Below are 19,439 nucleotides of genomic sequence, written 5' to 3'. Positions count from 1 at the left end.
GCTGCGGCCCGGGAGGGTGAACTGCCCTCCCGGGCCGCGGCGTTGTCCGTGGGGTCGGCCTACCAGGGGCCGTACGGGCCAGTGTTGCTCCGGCCGGTGCCGCCGGTCAGTGCCCGGATCGCAGGGCGGACGTCCACCACGTAGACGATCGAGGCGACCAGGCCGGCCAGGGTGCCGATGCTGCCGAGGAAGTTCGCCCCGAACAGCAGGTCCCACCCGAAGCTGATCCCGAGGATCGCCAGCCAGAAGCCCTTGGTCTTCTTGTCGGCCGCCCGGTAGGCGTCCTCGCGGCGGGTGGCCGCGTCGATCAGCGCGAAGAACTTGTAGCCCAGGATCGCGACGGCCATCCACCAGAACGGGTTCAGGTAGGAAAAGGCCAGGATCTGGAACACTCCGGTCATCGCGGTCTCCTACGTCTCTCGGCTTGCTGCGCCCCGGCCGCCGCCCATCCTGGCACGGCGGCCGCCCGCAGGGTGTGAACGTCCCGCCGCCGGTGGATGTGCCCCGGGGTGGCGGGCGGCGGTCACTCCGTGGCGGAGGGGGTGTTCTTCCGGGGCCTGGCGGGCTTCTTCGGGGCGGGGGCGGCGGGGTCCGCGGCCGGGTCCGCCGGGGCGGCGGGGGCGTCCAGCAGCTCGGCCTCGACGGGGGCGGCCTCGAAGGCGGTCTCGAAGGCGGGGTCGACGGCCGGGTCGACGGGGACCTGGGTGGGGTCGGCGTCGGTGTGGGGGCGGGCCTTGTCCACGACGACCTTGCCGCGCTCGGCCAGTTCGTCGTAGGTCTCCTTGGCCCGGACCGCCAGCTCCAGCGCGCGGGCCACCTGCTGCAGGGCGAAACCCTGGGCCCGCTCCTGGAGGACCTTGAGGTCGGTCGGGAAGGCCGTGACGGCCCCGGTGACCTTGGCCGGGGCGCCGGCCAGCAGCTCCTGCGCCTCGTGGAGCCTGGCGGTCGCCTTCTCCTGGGCACCCTGGCGGTCCGCCGCCAGGGCCTCGACCCGGCCCGGCACCTCGCGCAGCTTCTCGTACGCGAGGTCCCCGGCGCCGGCCAAGGCGTACAGCGGGGTCGGGTCGGTGAGGGTCTTCTTGATCTCGTCGGTGATCGGCATGCTTACCGGTCCTCCCGGTGGGTGTTCTGGGTGGCCGCGCCGTCGGTCGTCGGGGTGGAGGCCGAGGCGGCGTTCTCCTTGAGGAAGGCGTCGTAGACCGCGAGCAGCGCCTGCTTCTGCTGCTCGTTGATCAGCGGATCGGCCAGGATCGAGGCCCGCAGTTCCAGGCCCTCGCCCCGCCGCTCCTCCAGGATCCCGGCCTGGACGTACAGCGTTTCCGCCGAGATCCGCAGCGCCTTCGCGATCTGCTGCAGGATCTCCGCGCTCGGCCTGCGCAACCCTCGCTCGATCTGGCTGAGGTACGGGTTGGACACGCCGGCGGCCTCCGCCAGCTGGCGCAGCGAGAACTGCGCGTTGCGGCGCTGCTCGCGGATGTACTCGCCCAGGGAGGCGACGTTGAGTGAGGCCATGGGGACAGGGTGCGGGATCGTGCTTGCAATTGCAAGCAGGATGCTAACTGGAGGCTAGCGGGTGGGGGCCGCTGCGCGGGGCTTTGGTTCGGGGGTGGGCTCTCGGGAGGGTGGGTTGGTCCGGGGGCGGTTCCGGGGGTGGGCGCTCCGGGGGCTGGGTGATTTTCCGACCGCCGACCCTGTGGGGTGGGGTGCTGGGCGCCGTTGGCGGTCTGAAAATCACCCGCAACGCCCCTCTCCGCACCCACCCCCTCCACCGCCCCCTCCCGCAGCGCGTCCCTCTCGCCTTGGGCGGGTGAGGAGGTGGGTGGGGGTGGGTGTTGGTGGGTGGGTGCGGGTCAGGCGAGGTGGGGGAGGAGAGGGGCGGTGAGGGGGGTAGGGGGGTGGGGGCGTCAGGGGAGGCGGACCGGCATCAGGACGGAGAAGGTGCCGGTCCGGCCGGGGGTGCGGATGGCGAGCGGGGCGATCGGGCCGCCGAGTTCGAGGAGGAGTTGTTCGGGGTGGGCGGCGCGGAGGGCGTCGAGGAGGAAGTCGCGGTTGAGGGCGATGTGGGGGTCGTCGGGGGTGGGGTCGGCGGTGACGGTGAGGTGGCCGTCGTCGGTGAGGGTGAGCACGGTGACCTGGCAGTCGGCGCCCTGGGGGCCGGAGGGGAGGGTGCGGGTGGCGCCGGCCTCGACGGCGGTGCGCAGGGCGGCGGCGGGGAGGGTGAGGCGGTGCTGGGGGTCGAGCCGGGTGAGGACTCGGTGGTCGGGGTAGTCGGTGGCCGGGACGGCGCCCTCGATGCGGTGGTCGGGGGTCTCGGCGCGGAAGGTGTCGGCGCCCAGGGTGAGCAGGACCTCGGCGGGGGCCGCGGGCAGCAGTGCGCGCAGGGCGTCCACCAGGGCGGTGGGGACGGTGGTGCCGGGGGCGGGCTGCTGCGGGGCGCCGAGCGCGGGCAGTTCGGCGAAGGCCATCCGGTAGCGGTCGGTGGCGACCAGGCGCAGGACCGGGCCGTCCGGTTCGAACAGCACGCCGGTCAGGGCGGGGTGGTCCGGGTCCTCGCAGACGGCGAAGCGGACGGCGTCCAGGGCGGTGGCCAGGCGGTCGGCGCGGACGGTGAGGTGCAGGGTGGTGGTCATCGGGTGCTCCCTCTGCTCGATCGTGGTGCGGATCAGGGAGAGTTCGCGGCGGGCGTCGGCGAGGCCGTCCTCCAGGCGGCGCAGGTGGGCGTCGAGGACGCGTTCGGCGTCGTGGCCGGCCAGTACGGCGCGGATGTCGGCCAGCGGGAGGCCGACCCGGCGGAGCCGGACCAGCAGGCGGGCGTCGGCGAGTTGGGCGGGCCGGTACCAGCGGTAGCCGGTCTGCGGGTCGACCCAGGCGGGGGTGAGCACCTCGGCGCCGTCGTAGTAGCGCAGGGTGCCGACGCCCAGGCCGCTGGCGCGGGCCAGTTCGCCGATGCTGTGCAGCTCGCTCTCCATGCCGGTCACTCTCGGGGCTCGACCTGGTCGAGGGTCAAGCGAGGTGGGTGAGCTTGTCCGGGTTGCGGACGGCGTGGATCGAGCTGACCAGGGGCTCGCCGTCCGGGCCCTCGGTGAAATCGAGGACGGAGACGGAGTCGACGGCGCCGTCGACGGTGATCAGCAGGCCGGGCTGGCCGTTGACCAGGACGGGGCGGACGCCCGCGGCCTCGCCGAGCTGGCGGAGCACGCCGAGGAGGAAGCGGGCGACGTTGTCGGCGCCGGTGACCGGGCGCAGGGCCGCGCGGATCACTCCGCCGCCGTCGCTCCAGGCGGTGACGTCGGGGGCGAGGAGTTCGAGCACCCGGTTGAGGTCGCCGCCGACGCAGGCCGAGAGGAACTCGTCGGTGGCCCGGCGGCGCAGCTCCGGCGGGGCGTCGTAGCGGGGGCGGCGGGCGCGTACGTGCGCCCTGGCCCGGCTGCCGACCTGGCGGCAGGCCGCCTCGGTGCGGCCCAGGGCCTCGGCGATCTCCGGGTAGGAGAAGCCGAAGGCCTCCTTGAGGACGAACACCGCCCGTTCCAGCGGGGAGAGGCTCTCCAGCACGACCAGCAGGGCGAGCGAGACGCTCTCGGCGCGCTCGACGCCGTCGGTGGCGTCGGGCTCGGAGACCAGCGGTTCGGGCAGCCAGGGGCCGACGTAGGACTCGCGGCGGACGGCGGCCGAGTCCAGCCGGTTGAGGGCGAGGTTGGTGACCGTACGGGCGAGGTAGCCGGCGGGGCTGGCGACCGGGCCGGTGACCCCGCTCCAGCGCAGCCAGGTGTCCTGGACCAGGTCCTCGGCGTCGGCGACGCTGCCGAGCATCCGGTAGGCGATGCCGAAGACCGTCCGCCGGTGCTGTTCGAAGGCGGCGAGCCGGGTGTCGGGGGTGTCGGTCACGTTCGGGACGCTACCTCAGGAGCGGAAGGCCTCGTAGGCGGGGGCGAGCAGGGTCGCCAGGTCGCGGCCGTGGACGGTGATGCCGGAGCGGCCGAGGCGGTGCAGCGAGGGCTCGACCGGCTCCTCGTCCGGGGTCGGCGACAGGGTGAAGTCGCCGCGCCAGTAGGCGGCGACGTTGACCATCGGGGCCTTCGGGGGCGGTGCCTGGTCGGTCATGCGTCCTCCTCGGCGACGGCGTCCTCGCGGGTGAGGGTGACCAGTTCGCGCAGGGCCTCGGCGGGGAGGTCGGTGAGCCAGTGCTCCCCCGCGCCCACCACGGTGTCGGCCAACGCGCGTTTGGTGGTGAGGATTTCGTCGATCCGCTCCTCGACGGTGCCGACGCAGACCAGGCGGCGGACCTGGACGTCGCGGCGCTGGCCGATCCGGAAGGCCCGGTCGGTGGCCTGCTCCTCGACCGCCGGGTTCCACCAACGGTCCAGGTGGATCACCTGGTTGGCGGCGGTGAGGTTGAGGCCGGTGCCGCCGGCCCGCAGCGAGAGCAGGAACACCCGGGGGCCGTCCGGGGCCTGGAAGCGCTCCACCAGCTCCTCCCGGCGGGCGCGGGGGACGCCGCCGTACAGGTGGAGGACCTCCTCGCCGAGGCGGCGTTCCAGGTACGGGCGGAGCATGGTGCCGAACTCGGCGTACTGGGTGAAGACCAGGGTGCGGTCCCCCTCGGCCAGCGCCTCCTCCAGCAGTTCGGCGAGCCGGGCGACCTTGCCCGAGCGCTCGCCCAACGGCGAACCGTCGTGCAGCAGTTGGGCCGGGTGGTTGCAGACCTGCTTGAGCTTGCCGATCGCGGCCAGCACCGTGCCGCGCCGCTCCACGCCCCGGATCCCCTCCACCCGCTGGAGCAGGTCGGCGACCACCGCCTGGTAGAGGCCGGCCTGTTCGGCGGTGAGGTTGCACCAGACGGTCATCTCCTGCTTGGCGGGCAGCTCGGCCGCCACCGCCGGGTCCGTCTTGAGCCGGCGCAGCACGAACGGGGCCGTGCGGCGCCGGAGTTCGGCGGTGCGTTCGGGGCTGCGGTGCAGTTCGACCGGGATCGCGTAGCGCTCCTTGAAGCGCTCGGCCGGGCCGAGCAGGCCGGGGTTGGCGAAGTCCAGCACGGCGTGCAGTTCGGCGAGCCGGTTCTCCACCGGCGTGCCGGTCAGGGCGATCCGGTGCCGGGCCACGGGCAGCGCGCGGATCGCCCGGGACTGGGCGGTGCCGGTGTTCTTGATGTGCTGCGCCTCGTCGGCGACCACCCGGCGCCAGCGGATCGCGCGGAGCGCGGCGAGGTCGCGCTGGACCAGCCCGTAGGTGGTGATGACCAGGTCCGCTCCCCCGACGGCGTCGGCGAGTCGGTCACCGCCGAGGCGGTCGGCGCCGTGGTGGACGTAGCGGCGCAGGCCGGGGGCGAAGCGCTCGGCCTCGCGCTGCCAGTTGCCGACCAGGGACATCGGGCAGACCAGGAGGGTGGGGGCGTCCGCCCCGGACCGTTCGGCAGCCAGCAGGGCGAGGGTCTGGACGGTCTTGCCGAGGCCCATGTCGTCGGCCAGGACGGCGCCGAGGCCGAGCTCGGACATGGTCCTGAGCCAGGCGAGTCCGCGCTGCTGGTACGGGCGGAGTTCGGCGTGGAAGTCCGGTGGCAGGGCGGGGACTTCGGGGGTGGCGGTGGCGGTTCCGGCCAGCAGGTCGCCGAGCGGGCCGTCCGCCCGGACGCCGGTGACCGGCAGCCCGGCGACCGTCGCCTCCGGGTCGAGGGCGAGCCGCAGCAGGTCGGCGGCGGCGAGCAGGCCGTCGCGCTGCTCGGTGAGGAAGGCCAGTGCGGCGGCGATCTGGGCCGGGTCGGCCTCCAGCCAGGTGCCCCGGACCCGGACCAGCCCCTGTTTGGCGGCGGCGAGTTCGGTGAGCTCCTGCTCGGTGAGCGGGGTGCCGTCCGGGCCGAGGGCGGCCTGCCAGCGGAAGGCGACCACGGCGTCCCGGTCGACCTGGCTGGCGACGGCGAGGGTGCCGGGGGCGGACGGGGTGGTGGCGCGCAGGGTGAGGCCGAGCCGGGGGCGGCGGCGCCACCAGGAGGGCAGCAGCACGCCGAATCCGGCCCCGGCCAGGGCGGGCGCGGCGGTGCGCAGGAAGTCGAGCGCGCCGGCGCGGTCGAGCGGCAGGGCGGACGGGCGGGAGCGGTGGCGCAGCCCGTCCAGGGCGGGCCAGCGGTGGGCGGCGCGGGCCAGTTCGGCGACCAGCACGTCGGCGGGGCCGGCCCGGTCGCCCCCGGGGGCGACCTGCGCGAGCTTGCGGTCGAGGGCCGCGTGGGCCGCGCCGCCCTCGTGCAGTTCGGCGGCGCGGACCAGCAGGGAGGGCTCGTCGACGGCCTGGAGCAGGAACTCCAGCCGCCAGGCGTCGTCGGAGGGGCTGCCGTCCGGATCGTCGTCGGCGGGGCCGAGCGGTTCGACCAGGCGGAAGCAGAGCCGCAGGGCCGGGTCGGCGGGCTCGGCGGTGGCGTACCAGTCGGTGATCCGGCGGCGCAGTTCGGCGAACTCCCCGGGCGAGGCGTCGACCTCCCCGGAGGGGGTGGCGAGGGCGTGCAGCCAGCGGTCGGCCGGGGCCGGGCCGGGGGCGGGGAAGGGGGTGTCGGCCAGGGCGGCCCGGGCCTCGGCGTCGACCAGGGCGCCCAGGGCGGCGTCCAGCAGGGCCTCGCCGGTGCCGGCGCCGGTCGGCCACTCGCCCAGCAGGACGGGCGGGCAGCCGGCCGCCAGGGCGGCGGCCTCGCGGCGCCCGGCCGGGGTGGGGTCGGGCCGCCAGCGGGCCCGGGGCCGGCCGTCGGCGAGGACGGGCAGGGGCAGCACCCGGCCCCGGCCGACCGCCCGCCAGGCGAGGTCGTGCACCCCGGTGAGCCAGCGCAGCGAGGGCCCGTAGACCACTTCGACCCGGCCGGTGCCGGGCAGGTCGGTGTCGGTGACGGCCCAGTGCGGGTCGTGGACCTCGCCGAGCAGCTGGGCGGCGGCGCCGGCCTCGAACAGCAGGGCGGGCACCCGCCAGGGGGTGAGCACGGCGCCGCCGCGAGGCGGGGTGACCGGCAGGTCGGGCGAGGGCGCGGGCAGGGGGCCGACGGTGGGCAGCAACAGGGTGGCCCAGCGCTCGGGGGCCTGCCCGGCGAGCCAGCCGAGGCCGGGCCCGATGCCGCCGAGCACGGCGGCCAGGCGGTCGGCCGGGCAGGCGTACGGGTGGGCGCGCGGGGCGGGCCGGTCGGGGAGGTGATCGGTGGCGCCGGGGTGGGCGCGGGCGTCCTCGGCCCAGAGGGCCAGCCGTCCGTCCGCCCGCCAGAGTGCGTGCAGGACGAACATGCGGGGCCTCTCGGGGCGGGTGGGAACCGTCCTTCGCAGCCTAGTCGGAGGGTCGGACAGTGCCCGTCGGTCCGCCCGGCGGCGCCCGTGGGGCCGGGCGGCTGGGCCGTTCGGGTGGTTCGGCGGAGTGCTTCGACCGTTGTGGTTGAAACTTGAACGAAAGAGTCGTACGGTGGAGCCAAGAAGTTGAAGCCTAAACAAATGGCTTCGAACCCGAGGAGGAGCCATGGGCCTGTTCAACCGCACCAAGACCGCCACCCCCACCGCCGTCCAGACCCCGGCCGGCCCGGACCTGTCGCACCTGACCGGCGACTGGGCGATCGACACCACCCACAGCGAGATCGGCTTCGCGGTCCGCCACGCGATGGTCACCAACGTCAAGGGCCGCTTCACCGACTACGAGGGCAAGCTGCACCTGGACGGCGCCGAGCCGCACAACTCCTCCGCCGAGCTCGTGATCAAGGTCGCCAGCGTCGACACCAACCAGGCCCAGCGCGACGAGCACCTGCGCACCGGCGACTTCTTCGCGGTCGAGACCCACCCGGAGATCCGCTTCCGCAGCACCTCCGCCGAGGCGGTCGGCGACGACTCCTACCGGATGACCGGCGAGCTGACCATCAAGGGCACCACCCGCCCGGTCGTCCTGGAGCTCGACTACACCGGCAGCGCCACCGACGCCTACGGTGCCGAGCGGGTCGGCTTCGAGGGTCGGACCGTCGTGGACCGCACCCAGTTCGGCCTCACCTACAACGCGGCCCTGGAGACCGGCGGCGTGCTGATCGGCGAGAAGGTCAAGCTCAGCTTCGACATCTCCGCCGTCAAGGCGGCCTGAGCCGGCCGTCCGCGGCCACGGCGGCCCGTGCCGCCCCCACGACCCACCGCCCCTGCCCGTCCCCCCGGGGCAGGGGCGGTGTGCTTGGGTCCGCGGACCCAAGGTCCGCGGACCCTACGTCCGCGCGATGAGCGCGGCGTCCTCCGGGGGCAGCCAGCTGCCGGCCGGGCGGTCCAACCAGCCCTCGGCGGCGCCGAGTTCGGCGGCCGCGGCGGCCAGTGCGAGCAGGCCCGGACGGCGCTCCCCGGGCCGGTGCACCAGGCTCACCAGACTCAGCGGCACCGGGTCCACCAGCGGGACGTTCACCGCCCCCGGGAGGCTCGGCCCGCCGACCGTGGTCAGCATCGGATCGCCGTGCCGGGCCAGGTAGCGGGCCGTCTCGACCGGGCCCACCGGCGGGACGTACGGCTCGGCCGCGCGCAGACCGTGTTCGCGCAGCAGCCGGGCCCCGAGGTCGGCCCACTCGGTGGTGGCCGGGTTGCCCGCGCAGATGTCGACCGGGTGCCCGAGCAGATCGGCCGGGCGCAGCGCCGGGCGGCCGGCCAGCGGGTGGGTGTCCGCCATCATCACCGAGACCCGTTCCAGCCGTACGGGCCGCTGGGCGAGCCGGCCGCGCACCGGGGCGGGCAGTCCGGCGAAGCGGCCGAACGAGGCGTCCAGCCGGTGCGCCAGCAGTTCGTCGGCGGCCGCGGCCAGACCGCCGTGGAAGCGGGCCAGCAGCTCGCCCTCCGGCCAGGCGGTGCGGGCCCGTTGCAGCACCCGGTCGGCGGTCAGGTCCGGGCCGGTGACGTCGCTGTTGAGGTCGAGCAGCAGCGGCCTGGCGGCGGCACCGGCGCCCGCGCCGAACCCGGCGAGCAGGTCGTCGTGCAGGGCGAGCAGCCGGCGCGCCCCGGGCAGCAGCCGGCGCCCGGCCGGGGTGAGGTCGACGCTGCGGGTGGTGCGGGTGAACAGTGCCTCGCCGAGCAGGCCCTCCAGCGTGCGGACGTCCCGGCTGAGTGCCTGCTGGGCGACGTACAGCCGCTCGGCGGCCCGGCCGAAGTGCAGGGTCTCGGCGGTCGCGACGAAGCCGCGGAGCAGTCGGGGGTGCAGGTCACGGGGCATGGGCGGCAGATTAACAACACCGTGTTGTGACTGCGGCGGAACAGGTGTTGGACGCCGGTCGGAGCGCACCGCGAGGCTTGGCGCATCCCCCTCCCGCCCTGCGTCCCAGGAGCCCGATTGCCCCCGCGCGCCCTCCTCGCCTCCTACCGACGGCTGTTCGCGGCCCCCGGCGCCACCGCCTTCACCCTGGCCGGGCTGCTCGGCCGGATCGCGCTGTCGATGAACGGCGTCTCGCTGGTGGTGCTGCTCGCCGAACGGCGCGGCTCGTACGCGCTGGCCGGGACGGTCTCGGCGGCCGGGCTGGTCACCGGGGCGATCGGGATGCCGCTGCTCGGCCGCCTGGTGGACCGGTACGGGCAGTCGCGGGTCGCGGTACCGGCCGCGCTGTACAACGCCGTTCCGCTCGCCGCCCTGCTGCTCTGCGTCCGGCTCGGCGCCCCGGACTGGACCCTGTACGCCTGCTGGGCCGCCTGCGCCGCCGCGCCCAACCTCGGCGGCATGGCCCGGTCCCGCTGGGCGCACCTGCACCGGGACGACCCGGCCGCCCGGCACCTGGCCAACTCCCTCGAACAGGCCCTGGACGAACTCTGCTTCATGGCCGGGCCGGTGCTCGCGATGGTGCTCTGCACCACGATCGCCCCGGAGGCCGGGCTGCTCACCGCCGGCACCGTCGGCACCACCGGCGCCCTGCTGTTCGCCGCCCAGCGGGGCACCGAACCGCCGCTGCCGGCCCCGGCCCCGACCGGCGAGCGGCACGGCTCCCCGCTGCGGGTGCCCGGGCTGCGGGTGCTGGCGCTGACCTTCCTCGCCACCGGCACGGTCTTCGGCGCCACCGAGATCACCACCGTCGCCTACGCCGACGCGCTCGGGCACAAGGCGGTGGCCGGCCCGCTGCTGGCCCTGGTCGCGGGCGGATCCTGCGTGGCGGGGCTGCTGTTCGGGCTGCTGACCCCGCGCCGGGCCCCCGGGGCGCGCTTCCTGCTCGGGGTGGCGGCGATGGCCGCGGTCCTGCTGCTGCCGCTCGCCGCCGGGCTCGGCGGGGCCGGGCCGGTGGCCCTCGGCGCGGCACTGTTCGCGGCCGGCACGGCCACCGCGCCGACCATGGTGACCGGCATGACGCTGGTCCAGGAGCTGCTGCCGCAGCGGCAGTTCAACGAGGGGATGGCGGTGGCGGTGTCCGGCATCGTGGTCGGCATCTCGGCCGGGGCGGCGCTCGCCGGGACGCTCGCCGAGCGGGCCGCGCCCGGCACCGGCTACGTCCTGCCCGCCGGGGCCGCCGCGCTCGCCCTGCTGATCGCGTCGGCCGGGCGGCGGCACCTGCGGGCGTCCGGCCCCGCGGAAAATGGGGCGCGGGTTGTCAGTGCCTCCGTCTAACTTCGAGTCATGGCGGAAATCACCTACGTCCGAGGCGATGCCACCACGCCCCAGGGCAAGGGCGTGAAGGTGATCGCGCACGTCTGCAACGACCTCGGCGGCTGGGGCAAGGGCTTCGTGCTCGCGCTCTCCAGACGCTGGCCCGAACCCGAAGCCGCTTTCCGGCGGTGGCACCGGGAGCGGGCGAAGAACGACTTCGGCCTCGGCGCCCTGCAGTTGGTGCAGGTCGAGCCGTTCGTCTGGGTGGCCAACCTGGTCGGCCAGCGCGGCATCCGGACGGGGCGCTCCACCGGGGTGCCCGTGCGGTACGAGGCCATCGACACCGGGCTGGCGGCCCTGGGCGGGCGCGCGCTCGAACTCGGCGCCTCCGTCCACATGCCGCGGATCGGCTGCGGACTGGCGGGCGGGCGCTGGGAGAAGGTCGAGCCGCTGGTGGCGGCCCGACTCTCGGCGCGCGGCGTGCCGGTGACGGTCTACGACATCGACTGACCGCTCACCGACCGACCGCCCTCGGGCCGGGCGTGCTCCGTTCGACCGTTCTCCGGCCGGGCGCTCGCGGACCGACCGTTCTCCGGTCGGGCGTTCGCGGCCGGCCAGGCGTAGACGTACTCGGGCAGCACCCAACCGCCCGGGAACACGCCCTCCTGCGCCGCGATCCGCACGCCGCCCTCGCGCTCGTAGAAGGCGATCGCGCGGGTGTTGGCGCGCAGCACCTCCAGGTACAGCTCGGCGGCGGGGAACCGCTCGGCGAGTTCGGCGCGGGCGGCGGCCAGCAGGTGTCGGCCGATGCCCCCGCCGGTGAGGCCCGGGCGGACGTGCAGGTTGTCCACCAGCACCCGTCCGTCGGCCTGCGGCACCAGATAGACGAACCCGGCCGGCTCACCGGCCCGTTCGGCGACCAACAGCACGGGCGTGTTCTCCGGCGGCCCGTAGTCCACCGCCAGGCGCAGCTCCCACAGTTCGCGCCGCTGGGCGGCCAGTCCGTCCCCGATCGCCTCGTCGGGGACCACCCCGCGATAGCTGGTGCGCCAACTCTCGGCATGCAGGTCCGCGACGTCCGCGGCGTCCTGCGCTCCGCCGTACCGAATGGTGGTCCGTTCAGGACCGGTCATGTGACGAGCCTCCCACGAAGATGGAGTTGAACATGTTCAACCGTAACGTCTACAGTTCTGCCAAGGTTTTGAACGCGTTCGAAATGACGGGGGACGGTTTCGTGGCACCGGATGCGGAGGGGGCATCCGGTGCCACGAACACCGACAGCACCGACACCGGGTGGAACCTCGTCTCCGGTTAGGCTCGTGCCTGTGGACGACCTGGCAGCGACGAACCGAACGGACGGCGAGAAGGGTGCGGCCGACGCCTCGGCCGCACCCGGCACGGACGGCGGGCCCATGCCCGGCGGCCGGGCCCAGCCCAAGACCGACAAGAGCGAGGCGACCCGGGCGCTGATCCTGGAGACGGCCATGCGGCTGTTCCAGGACCGGGGTTACGAGAAGACGACGATGCGCGCCATCGCCACCGAGGCGGGCGTGTCGGTCGGCAACGCCTACTACTACTTCTCCGCCAAGGAATTCCTGATCCAGGGGTTCTACGACCGGATGACCCACGACCACGCGGCCGAGGCCAGGCTCCGCATGGCCCACACCCGGGACTTCGCCGAGCGGCTGCAGATCGCGCTGGACTCCTGGCTAGACACGGCCGCGCCGTACCACGAGTTCGCCGCGCAGTTCTTCCGCACGGCGGCCGACCCGACCAGCTCGCTCAGCCCGTTCTCCAACGAGTCCCACCCGGCCCGGGCGGTGGCCGTCGACCTGTTCCGGGAAGTCCTCCAGGGCTCGGAGCTGGCGCCGAAGCTGGACGCCGAACTCGTCGAGCTGCTGCCGGACGTGCTCTGGCTGCACCTGATGGTCGTGGTCCTCTACTGGGTCTTCGACCGGACGGAGGACACCGAGCGCACCAGGGAGTTCGTCCGGCGCTCGACGCCGATGGCCGCCCGGGTGATCAACCTCTCGCGCTACCGGGTGTTCCGGCCGATCGTGCGGGACGCCAAGGGCCTGATCCAGGACTTCATCCTGCCCACGATCGGCAAGACGGCCGTCAAGTAGGCGCGGCCGGTCACGAGTTGTGACCGCCGGAGACCGGCCCGCACACTGCGGGCCGGCCTCCGGCGTCGTTCCCGGCACTGTCGTTCCCGGCACTGTCGTTCCCGGCATCGTCGTTCGCGCCGCTCAGAAGTCCGTCGGCGTCCAGGCCCGCAGCGGCGTGCGCAGCAGCAGGTCGGCGGCGGCGGCCGCCCCCGGGCGAAGCTCGGTGACCAGACCGGCCGCGGCCAGTCGCGGGGCCGTCTCGGCGCCCAGCTGGAGCGAGCCCAACTCCGAAGCTCCCAGGGCGAGGTCGGCCTCGTCGGTGGTCCGGACGCAGCGGCCGGTGCCGTCCTCGGCGACCTCGATCGCGAAGCGGCCGGAGGCGTAGCCGAGCTCGTCCTCGACCTCCAGCACCACCCGGCCGGGCGCACCGTACGCGCGGGCGCCGAAGGCGGCCTCGACGTCCAGCAGCCGCAGCCACATCGCGTCGGCGTTGTCCTTGCGCGGGACGGCCGCGCGCGGGTCCTGGAGCAGCAGCGGCAGCGGGTCGTCCGGGGCCAGGCCCGCCACCACGACCTTGCGCACCCAGTCGACGCTCAGCACCAGGCGCCACAGTGCGACGGCGGTGGGCAGGTCGAGGGCGATGAAGTCCTCCACCGTGAGGGTGGCGTCGGGGTGGGCGCCGTCCCACTTGTTCTCGATCCGGTAGACGACCATCCCGGTGACCGTGCCGTCGGCGTCCCGGTGGACGGCGGTGAACGGCTCCTTGAAGGTGTCGCCCGGCACCTGGATCCGGTTGGTGTGGCGCTCCCACCAGATCTCGTCCCGGGCGATCGCGCCCGGCTGGGTGAGCCGCCAGCGGTCGTACAGCTCGGCGCCCAGCTCGGCCTGCTCGGCCAGGGTCACGAAGTCGGTCCGGCCGCCGGGTACGCCCGGCAGGCCCTCGCGCAGTCCGCGGGTGCGGCTCAGGTCGATGTCCCAGCCGCTGCCGCGGGTGGCCGGGCCGAAGCCGAACCGGCCGTAGATGTTGTACTCGGCGGCCATCAGGACGGCGACGGCGCAGCCGCGCCCGGCGGCCGCGGCGAGGTCGCGGCGCATCATCGCGCTGAGCAGGCCCCGGCGGCGGTGGGTGGCGCTGACCGTGACGTTGGTGATCGCGTCGGCCCGGACCACGGCTCCGCCGGGCACGGTGAGGTCGACGTCGAAGCTGCGGAAGGTCGCGATCTGCCGGTCCCCGTCGAAGCCGGCCACCATCCGGCCCGGCTGCCACTGCCGGCGGCGCAGCTCCGGCGCGACGCCCGCGTGCGGGCGCAGGAAGCCGAAGTTCAGCGCCCGGTTCCACTCCTCCACTTCGTCCACGGCTACGGCCCGGACCTGGATCCCGTTGACCGTCTCGGGGGCCGTGTGATCACTGTCGTTGTGCATCCGGCCACCGTACGGGCGGTGGCCGGGGCCGAGCACCCCAATTAATCCGTGTCCGACCCCAGGCCGTCCGGTGCCCGGCGGTGCTCGCCCGGCGTCACCACCCAGTGGTTGGTCCGCAGGACGCGGTCCCCGAAGTCGACGTCCCGCTCGCCGAGCAGCCGGAAGCCGAGCGCGCGGCAGATCCCGTTGGACGGGCCGTTGGTCGTCCCCGGGCTGGCGTGCACCTCGCCCCAGCGGCCGTCCGCCGCCGCGGCGTCCAGCACCCGGCGGACCGCCGCCTTGGCCAGGCCGCGGCCCTGGAACGCGGGCAGCACCATCCAGCCGATCTCGGAGACGGTCGCGCCGTCCTCCTCGTCCTGCCAGAGCGTCACCACCCCGGCCGCCGCACCGTCTTCGGCGCCGTCCGGCACGATCGCCTTGATCCAGGCGCCGTCCTCCGCCACCAGCCGGAGGTCCTTGCGCAGCCGCTCCTCCACCTGCTCCCGGGGCAGCGGACCGCCCAACTCGGCCATCATCGCCTCGTCGCAGCGCATCCGGACGTACGCCTCGACGTCGCCCGCTGCCACGTTCCTCAGCCGCACGGTTCCTCCTCGGGAGTGGTCGGAGCGGCCACGCTAACGGAGGCCTCCGACACCGGCGCCCGGGACGGCGGGGGTCAGGGCCGGGCGTAGTAGTCCGGGGTGCCCATGATCCAGAGGCTGGCCTGCTTGACCGGCATGCCGACCCTCGGGGCCTCGATCATCTGGTCGTCGCCGATGTAGAGGCCGACGTGGTGGATGTCGGCGGAACGGCCGGTGTCGGTCCAGAAGACCAGGTCGCCGGGGCGCAGCTGGCGGTAGGTGACCGGGGTGGACTGGGCGTACTGGTCGGCGGCGAAGTGGTTGAGCTGCCTGCCGCCCTCGCGCCAGGCCATCATGGTCAGCCCGGAGCAGTCGTAGCCCTCCGGCCCCTCGCCGCCCCAGATGTAGGGCAGGCCGATCTTGGAGCGGGCGAAGGCGATCGCGGCGGCCGCGCCCTCGGCCGACCAGGGGCGGGAGTCGGGCGGCGGCGCCTGGACCCTGGCGGCCTCGGCCGCGGCGGCTTCGGCCTCCCGGGCGGCCTGTTCGGCGGCCCGTTCGGCGGCGGCCCGGGCGGCCGCCTCGGCCTCGTGGGCGGCGATCGCCTCCAGGGCCTCGCGCCGCTTGCGCTCCAGCTCGACGGTGGTGTTGCGGGCGGCGGCGAGTTCGGTGAGCAGTTGCTCCCGGTGGCGGCCGGCCGCGGCGACCTCGGCCTGCTGGGCGGCGAGCCGCTGTTCGGCCCTGGTCCTGGCCGCGCCGACCTCGGTCGCGGCCTTCTCGGCGGCCGCGGTGGCGGTGCGGGCGGCGGCCGAGGCGGTGCGGGCGGTGGCGGCGGTGGAGGTGGCGGCGTCCAGGATCTGCCGGGTGCGCTCGCTGGCCACGCCGACGACGGCGGCGCGGGCGCTCGCCTCGCGCGGCCCGTGGGCGCCGAGCAGGGCGTTGAGGGCGGAGAGTTCGGCGCCCGCGCCCTGCCGGTACGTCTCGGCGGCGAGCCGGGCGGCGTCGTCGGCGGCTTCGGAGCGTTCGGCCTCGGCGGCGGCCGCGCGCCGGTTGGCGGCGGTCTCCTCGGTGCGGGCCCGGGTGAGGGCCAGCTGGGCGCCGTTGTAGGCCTCGACGGCCTGCTCGGCACCGCGGGCGGCCCGGTCGAGTTCGGTGCGGGCGGCGGTGAGCGCGGTCTCCAGCGCGGCGGCGGAGGCGGCCTTGCCGTCGGCCTCGGTGCGGGAGCGGTCGATCTCCTCGGCGGAGGGGTACGGGTCCTGGCCGGCCGGGGTCGCTGCGGCCGGCGGTTCGGCCTGCGCGGGTTCGGCCTGCGCCGGGGCGGGCCGCGCCGGTTCCGGCTGTACCGGGGCCGCCTGGGCGGCGGGGAGCAGCCCGAGCAGGGCGGTGAGGGACAACAGGAGGGTCGGCAGGATCCTGCGCGCCACGAGACATCCCTTCTCACGGTCCGGAGGGGATGACGGCGGTGGCCGGGCGGCACGCGGCCTGCGGGGCTGCGGTCGGGCGGCGGGGGATCCGACGAATCATCCCATCACGTGACAGAACGGTCACTCGCCGATCATGTTCTCAACTCCGAGGGTTTTCACACCTCGAACGCGCTCCGCCGGCCGGGTGACCATCCGATGATCCGACCGGGTGTCACCGTCGCCCAGGCGCACACGGTATACGAACTAGCGGTGGATCCGGCGGGTCTTCGTCCGTAGGTGGGGGTGTCGGCCGGGGCGGCGCTCCAGGCCGGTCGGGCCGACCGCGTACGTCCGGTTGCGCCCGGCACGGACCGTACGGCGGCGCTGCCGGGCCCCGGCCGAGCGGGCCGGCACGCCCTCGGCGGGCCCCTCGGCCGGTTGCGGGTGCGCCGCGGGCGCCTTCGCCGCCGCCCCGGCGGTCGCGGCCGAGCGGCGGTCGGCCAGCCGGGCCCGGCGGCGGGACAGCGCCCGGGCGGCGTGGGCGTCGAGGTGGGCGGAGGCCCGGGCGGCCATCCGCTCGGCGACCCGGTGGGCGGCCGGGTGGTTGGCGGGCACCTTGTCGGGCGCGCCGGCGATCAGGTCGAAGAGCCAGGTGCGGGCCCGGTCCGCGCGCCGGTGCAGCAGGCGTTCGCGCCGCAGCGCACGCGCCCGGCGGCGGGGGCGCGTGGTGTACCGCCAGCGGGCCCACGGGCTGCTCGGGCGGGCCAGCCGGATCGCGCCGATCCAGGACAGGCCGGGGACCATGATCCCGAGCAGTCCGGTCCACACCTTGCCCTTGAGCAGGGTGATCACCGAGGCCAGCGCGTTCACCGAGATGACGGTGATCAGGCCCCACCGGGTGTCCTCGCCGGGCACCACGCCGAGCGGCACGTACCCGATCAGCAGCAGGGCGGTGAACAGGATGCCGAAGATCACCGCGTCCACCGACTTGCGGCCCTGCTCGCTCCAGTACACGTCGTCCAGGTGCAGGATCAGCGCGAACTCGTCCAGCACCAGGCCGCAGCCGATGCCGAAGGCCAGCCCGAACCAGTCGATCCACGGGGTGCCGCCGTAGGTGGCGAACACCCCGATGCCGCCGACCAGCAGGAAGCCCAGGCCGAACACCATGTGGTGGATGTGCAGGCCGCCGGGGGTGACGTTGCCGGGCCACCAGCGCACCTTGGCGCGGATCATCCGCACGCTGAACCGGATGAAGACGAAGGAGGTGATGAAGCCGACCAGCAGCAGGAACAGCGGTTGCTTGTGCGTGTTGACGATGTGCTCGCGGTAGCTGTCCAGCATTGCCGTCATGGGTCTTACCTTCGTTCCTGGTCCTGCGTCCTGCCTGCCGTGACATGGCCCGGGGCCCAATAGCCGCCCAACACGGACCCCGCTCGGAATCCGTCACCGGGCTCAACGCGCGGTCAGAACCCCCGGGTGCGCTTGGCCGCCCGGCGGGGCACCACCGGGTAGAGCGAGGGCAGCTCGGCGCCCACCGGCAGTTTGAGGAACAGCCGGGCGATCTCCCCGCCGAGGTTCACCCCGATGGCCAGCGCCATCGCGATCGCGGCCGCCCGGAACACCGACACCAGGCCGGTGCTGGAGTGCCCCTGGGCGAAGGCCAGCATCCCGAGGTAGAGCGCCGAACCGGGCATCAGCGGGCCGATCGCGGCGGTGACGTACGGCAGCGCCGAGCCGTTCCGGGCCCGGGCCATCAGCTGGCCGAACAGGCCGACCAGGCCGGCCGCCACCCCGGTGGCCGCGATCGGGTTGACGTGCGCGTTGTACACCAGCGCGCCGTAGCTGGCCCAGCCGATGCCGCTGTTGAGGGTGACCAGGGCGAGGGTGCGGCGGTCGGTCTGCAGCAGGGTGGCGAAGGCCAGGGTCAGCACCATCGCGGCGACCATCTGGACCGGCGGGTAGCTGATGCCCACCAGGCTCTCGTCCGGCTTGAGCTTCGCCTCGAAGCCGACGCCCAGGTAGAGGATCATGATCACGCCGATCACGATGCCCGCCACCAGGTAGATCACTTCCAGCAGCCGGGCCGCGGCGGTGATGTAGAAGCCGGTCAGGCCGTCCTGGACGGCCGCGACCAGGGCGCGCCCGGGCAGCAGGGCGAACAGGCCGCCGGTGATCACCACCGAGCCGCGCAGGCCCCAGTCGTTGAAGGACAGGATGATCCCGGACGCGGCGGCCGGCATCGCGGCCGCCACGAACTGGTAGAACTCCGGCAGCCGGCGCTTGGCCAGCGCCGAGGCCAGCCGGTCGCCGAGGACGGCCGCGACGAAGGCGCTGCCGAAGACCAGCCAGGCCTTGTCGTCGAGCCGGCCGCCGACCAGGAAGGTCGCCGCGCCGGCCAGCAGACCGGTGGTCAGGGCGAGGAACCAGGCCGGGTACGGGTGCCGGTTGCGGCGGATCGCGGCGAGCCGGCGGTAGGCGTCGTTGACCGTCACCTGCTCCGCGGTGATGTCCGCCACCAGCTGGTAGACCGCGTTCAGCCGGGTGTAGTCGGAGGTGCGGCGGCGCACCACGCGGTCGGCCGTGACCGGCGGCTCGACCAGCGAGGGCTGGTGCGAGATGCCGATCAGGGTGAAGGTGACCTGCGGCTCGCAGTGGTCCAGCCGGTAGGCGTGCGCGATGCCGAGCATGGCCGCCTCGACGTCCTCGGCGGCCTCGCCGCTGGCCAGCAGCAGCTCGCCGATGCGCAGCGTCAGGTCGAGGATGCGGGGGACATTGCGGGCGGCGGCCGCCGAGGGGTGCATCTCGCGGGCGGTGCGCTCGAAGGCGGGGCGCTCGGACATCGGGGTGCGCAGCAGGGTGCGCATCCGGTCCGGCCAGGGCGCTTCGCCGGGGGCGCCGGCGGTCAGCTCGGGGATCGGGATGCCGGTGGGCGGGGTGTAGCCGGCGGCGCGCCACTCCTCGGGGGTGAGGGTGTCCTCGGCGACCGAGCGGCGGCGCGGGGGGCGGGCGGCCGCGGGGCGCTCGGGGGCCGGGCGCCCGGCCGGGGGCTCCTCGGCGTCCCTGTCCCGGGGGCGCAGGTCGATGGCCAGCTCGGGGTGCGGCTCCAGCGGCTCCGGCGGCGTCCCGGCCCCGGCCCCGACACCGACACCGGCCCCGGACTCCGGCGCGGGCTCGGGGGCCAGCAGGCCCTTGGTCTCCGTTACCGGCGGGAGCAGCGGCACCACGGTGGTGGGCTCGACGACCGGGGCCGGGTAGCCGAGCAGGCCTTCGGTGGGCGGCGCCTCGGCGGGGTGCACCGGCTGCGGCGGTGTCTGCCGCACCTGGCGGACCGCCCGGCCTCCCCTCGCCCGCTTGCCCGCACCCGGTCGGCCCCGCTTAGGCACTTCCGCTCCTCGCCACCCCTGGTGGCCGTC

At 74.9% G+C, this 19,439-nt stretch carries 19 protein-coding genes; 5 read left to right on the top strand and 14 right to left on the bottom strand.

Annotated elements, in window-relative coordinates; all coding sequences use genetic code 11:
• Nucleotides 1-59: 59 nt before the first annotated feature.
• From ACFY2K_RS00525 to ACFY2K_RS00495, 7 genes are all read right to left on the bottom strand, one after another.
• Complete coding sequence (locus ACFY2K_RS00525; RefSeq protein ID WP_375881473.1) at nucleotides 60-401, bottom strand: DUF2516 family protein; 342 nt, start codon at nucleotides 399-401, stop codon at nucleotides 60-62.
• 122 nt (nucleotides 402-523) lie between these two features.
• Nucleotides 524-1,102 carry a hypothetical protein gene (locus tag ACFY2K_RS00520; protein ID WP_375881470.1) on the bottom strand — a complete coding sequence of 193 codons (579 nt, stop codon included), beginning with the start codon at nucleotides 1,100-1,102 and terminating at the stop codon, nucleotides 524-526.
• A gap of 2 nt (nucleotides 1,103-1,104) precedes the next feature.
• Nucleotides 1,105-1,512, bottom strand: coding sequence for a helix-turn-helix domain-containing protein (locus ACFY2K_RS00515; protein ID WP_375881467.1), 408 nt, complete (start codon nucleotides 1,510-1,512; stop codon nucleotides 1,105-1,107).
• Between the two features lie 392 nt (nucleotides 1,513-1,904).
• Complete coding sequence (locus tag ACFY2K_RS00510; RefSeq protein ID WP_387708996.1) at nucleotides 1,905-2,969, bottom strand: MerR family transcriptional regulator; 1,065 nt, start codon at nucleotides 2,967-2,969, stop codon at nucleotides 1,905-1,907.
• Nucleotides 2,970-3,003: 34 nt separating this feature from the next.
• Complete coding sequence (locus ACFY2K_RS00505; RefSeq protein WP_375897252.1) at nucleotides 3,004-3,885, bottom strand: RNA polymerase sigma-70 factor; 882 nt, start codon at nucleotides 3,883-3,885, stop codon at nucleotides 3,004-3,006.
• A 15-nt stretch (nucleotides 3,886-3,900) separates the two neighbouring features.
• Nucleotides 3,901-4,101 (bottom strand): hypothetical protein, encoded by a 201-nt coding sequence (locus ACFY2K_RS00500; RefSeq protein WP_380640422.1) that lies wholly within the window; start codon nucleotides 4,099-4,101, stop codon nucleotides 3,901-3,903.
• Nucleotides 4,098-7,250, bottom strand: a complete 3,153-nt coding sequence (locus ACFY2K_RS00495; RefSeq protein WP_387708993.1) for an SNF2-related protein — start codon at nucleotides 7,248-7,250, stop codon at nucleotides 4,098-4,100. Before ACFY2K_RS00495 ends, ACFY2K_RS00500 begins: the two co-directional genes overlap by 4 nt.
• A gap of 226 nt (nucleotides 7,251-7,476) precedes the next feature.
• Here ACFY2K_RS00495 and ACFY2K_RS00490 point away from each other — a divergent pair, with 226 nt between their 5' ends.
• Nucleotides 7,477-8,082 (top strand): YceI family protein, encoded by a 606-nt coding sequence (locus ACFY2K_RS00490; protein WP_387708991.1) that lies wholly within the window; start codon nucleotides 7,477-7,479, stop codon nucleotides 8,080-8,082.
• A gap of 114 nt (nucleotides 8,083-8,196) precedes the next feature.
• Here ACFY2K_RS00490 and ACFY2K_RS00485 read toward each other — a convergent pair whose 3' ends face one another.
• On the bottom strand, nucleotides 8,197-9,183 hold the full coding sequence (locus ACFY2K_RS00485; RefSeq protein WP_380527347.1) for a LysR family transcriptional regulator: 987 nt from the start codon (nucleotides 9,181-9,183) through the stop codon (nucleotides 8,197-8,199).
• A gap of 117 nt (nucleotides 9,184-9,300) precedes the next feature.
• Between ACFY2K_RS00485 and ACFY2K_RS00480 the strand changes: the two genes are divergently transcribed.
• Both ACFY2K_RS00480 and ACFY2K_RS00475 read left to right on the top strand, forming a co-directional pair.
• Nucleotides 9,301-10,557 (top strand): MFS transporter, encoded by a 1,257-nt coding sequence (locus ACFY2K_RS00480; protein ID WP_387708989.1) that lies wholly within the window; start codon nucleotides 9,301-9,303, stop codon nucleotides 10,555-10,557.
• A gap of 9 nt (nucleotides 10,558-10,566) precedes the next feature.
• The gene (locus ACFY2K_RS00475; protein WP_380527343.1) at nucleotides 10,567-11,046 is read left to right on the top strand and encodes a macro domain-containing protein; all 480 of its coding nucleotides are present in this window, start codon (nucleotides 10,567-10,569) and stop codon (nucleotides 11,044-11,046) included.
• Here ACFY2K_RS00475 and ACFY2K_RS00470 read toward each other — a convergent pair.
• Nucleotides 11,031-11,669: a GNAT family N-acetyltransferase gene (locus tag ACFY2K_RS00470; RefSeq protein WP_387708987.1), complete on the bottom strand. Its 639-nt coding sequence runs from the start codon at nucleotides 11,667-11,669 to the stop codon at nucleotides 11,031-11,033. The genes ACFY2K_RS00475 and ACFY2K_RS00470 overlap by 16 nt on opposite strands.
• Before the next feature lie 32 nt (nucleotides 11,670-11,701).
• On the opposite strand from ACFY2K_RS00470, the gene ACFY2K_RS00465 reads away from it, so the two are divergent.
• Both ACFY2K_RS00465 and ACFY2K_RS00460 read left to right on the top strand, forming a co-directional pair.
• Entirely contained in the window at nucleotides 11,702-11,851 is a 150-nt protein-coding gene (locus ACFY2K_RS00465; RefSeq protein WP_375887379.1) for a hypothetical protein, read from the top strand.
• A gap of 10 nt (nucleotides 11,852-11,861) precedes the next feature.
• A complete protein-coding gene (locus ACFY2K_RS00460) occupies nucleotides 11,862-12,662 on the top strand; it encodes a TetR family transcriptional regulator (RefSeq protein ID WP_375887382.1) in 801 nt (266 codons plus the stop codon).
• A gap of 123 nt (nucleotides 12,663-12,785) precedes the next feature.
• On the opposite strand, the gene ACFY2K_RS00455 is transcribed toward ACFY2K_RS00460, so the two are convergent.
• From ACFY2K_RS00455 to ACFY2K_RS00435, 5 genes are all read right to left on the bottom strand, one after another.
• Nucleotides 12,786-14,066: a GNAT family N-acetyltransferase gene (locus ACFY2K_RS00455; protein ID WP_380593529.1), complete on the bottom strand. Its 1,281-nt coding sequence runs from the start codon at nucleotides 14,064-14,066 to the stop codon at nucleotides 12,786-12,788.
• 41 nt (nucleotides 14,067-14,107) lie between these two features.
• Entirely contained in the window at nucleotides 14,108-14,647 is a 540-nt protein-coding gene (locus ACFY2K_RS00450) for a GNAT family N-acetyltransferase (protein WP_387708984.1), read from the bottom strand.
• Nucleotides 14,648-14,721: 74 nt separating this feature from the next.
• Nucleotides 14,722-16,047 carry a C40 family peptidase gene (locus ACFY2K_RS00445; protein WP_387708982.1) on the bottom strand — a complete coding sequence of 442 codons (1,326 nt, stop codon included), beginning with the start codon at nucleotides 16,045-16,047 and terminating at the stop codon, nucleotides 14,722-14,724.
• Nucleotides 16,048-16,290: 243 nt separating this feature from the next.
• Nucleotides 16,291-17,376, bottom strand: coding sequence for a hypothetical protein (locus tag ACFY2K_RS00440; RefSeq protein WP_375887392.1), 1,086 nt, complete (start codon nucleotides 17,374-17,376; stop codon nucleotides 16,291-16,293).
• A gap of 113 nt (nucleotides 17,377-17,489) precedes the next feature.
• On the bottom strand, nucleotides 17,490-19,211 hold the full coding sequence (locus ACFY2K_RS00435; protein ID WP_380527356.1) for a threonine/serine exporter ThrE family protein: 1,722 nt from the start codon (nucleotides 19,209-19,211) through the stop codon (nucleotides 17,490-17,492).
• Nucleotides 19,212-19,439: the final 228 nt, after the last annotated feature.

It is taken from the genome of Kitasatospora sp. NPDC001309, from assembly GCF_042896295.1.
In the GTDB taxonomy this organism is placed as follows: domain Bacteria; phylum Actinomycetota; class Actinomycetes; order Streptomycetales; family Streptomycetaceae; genus Kitasatospora.
Note: the sequence above shows the minus strand (reverse complement) of the source record. Positions and strands in the feature narration are given on the sequence as shown.

Bases quoted from the DNA above. Each gene is read 5' to 3' on its own strand.
- ACFY2K_RS00510 (WP_387708996.1), bottom strand. From the start codon at position 2,969: ATGGAGAGCGAGCTGCACAGCATCGGCGAACTGGCCCGCGCCAGCGGC.
- ACFY2K_RS00455 (WP_380593529.1), bottom strand. From the start codon at position 14,066: ATGCACAACGACAGTGATCACACGGCCCCCGAGACGGTCAACGGGATC.
- ACFY2K_RS00465 (WP_375887379.1), top strand. From the start codon at position 11,702: ATGTTCAACCGTAACGTCTACAGTTCTGCCAAGGTTTTGAACGCGTTC.
- ACFY2K_RS00440 (WP_375887392.1), bottom strand. From the start codon at position 17,376: ATGACGGCAATGCTGGACAGCTACCGCGAGCACATCGTCAACACGCAC.
- ACFY2K_RS00495 (WP_387708993.1), bottom strand. From the start codon at position 7,250: ATGTTCGTCCTGCACGCACTCTGGCGGGCGGACGGACGGCTGGCCCTC.
- ACFY2K_RS00525 (WP_375881473.1), bottom strand. From the start codon at position 401: ATGACCGGAGTGTTCCAGATCCTGGCCTTTTCCTACCTGAACCCGTTC.
- ACFY2K_RS00490 (WP_387708991.1), top strand. From the start codon at position 7,477: ATGGGCCTGTTCAACCGCACCAAGACCGCCACCCCCACCGCCGTCCAG.
- ACFY2K_RS00475 (WP_380527343.1), top strand. From the start codon at position 10,567: ATGGCGGAAATCACCTACGTCCGAGGCGATGCCACCACGCCCCAGGGC.
- ACFY2K_RS00470 (WP_387708987.1), bottom strand. From the start codon at position 11,669: ATGACCGGTCCTGAACGGACCACCATTCGGTACGGCGGAGCGCAGGAC.
- ACFY2K_RS00485 (WP_380527347.1), bottom strand. From the start codon at position 9,183: ATGCCCCGTGACCTGCACCCCCGACTGCTCCGCGGCTTCGTCGCGACC.
- ACFY2K_RS00500 (WP_380640422.1), bottom strand. From the start codon at position 4,101: ATGACCGACCAGGCACCGCCCCCGAAGGCCCCGATGGTCAACGTCGCC.
- ACFY2K_RS00515 (WP_375881467.1), bottom strand. From the start codon at position 1,512: ATGGCCTCACTCAACGTCGCCTCCCTGGGCGAGTACATCCGCGAGCAG.
- ACFY2K_RS00520 (WP_375881470.1), bottom strand. From the start codon at position 1,102: ATGCCGATCACCGACGAGATCAAGAAGACCCTCACCGACCCGACCCCG.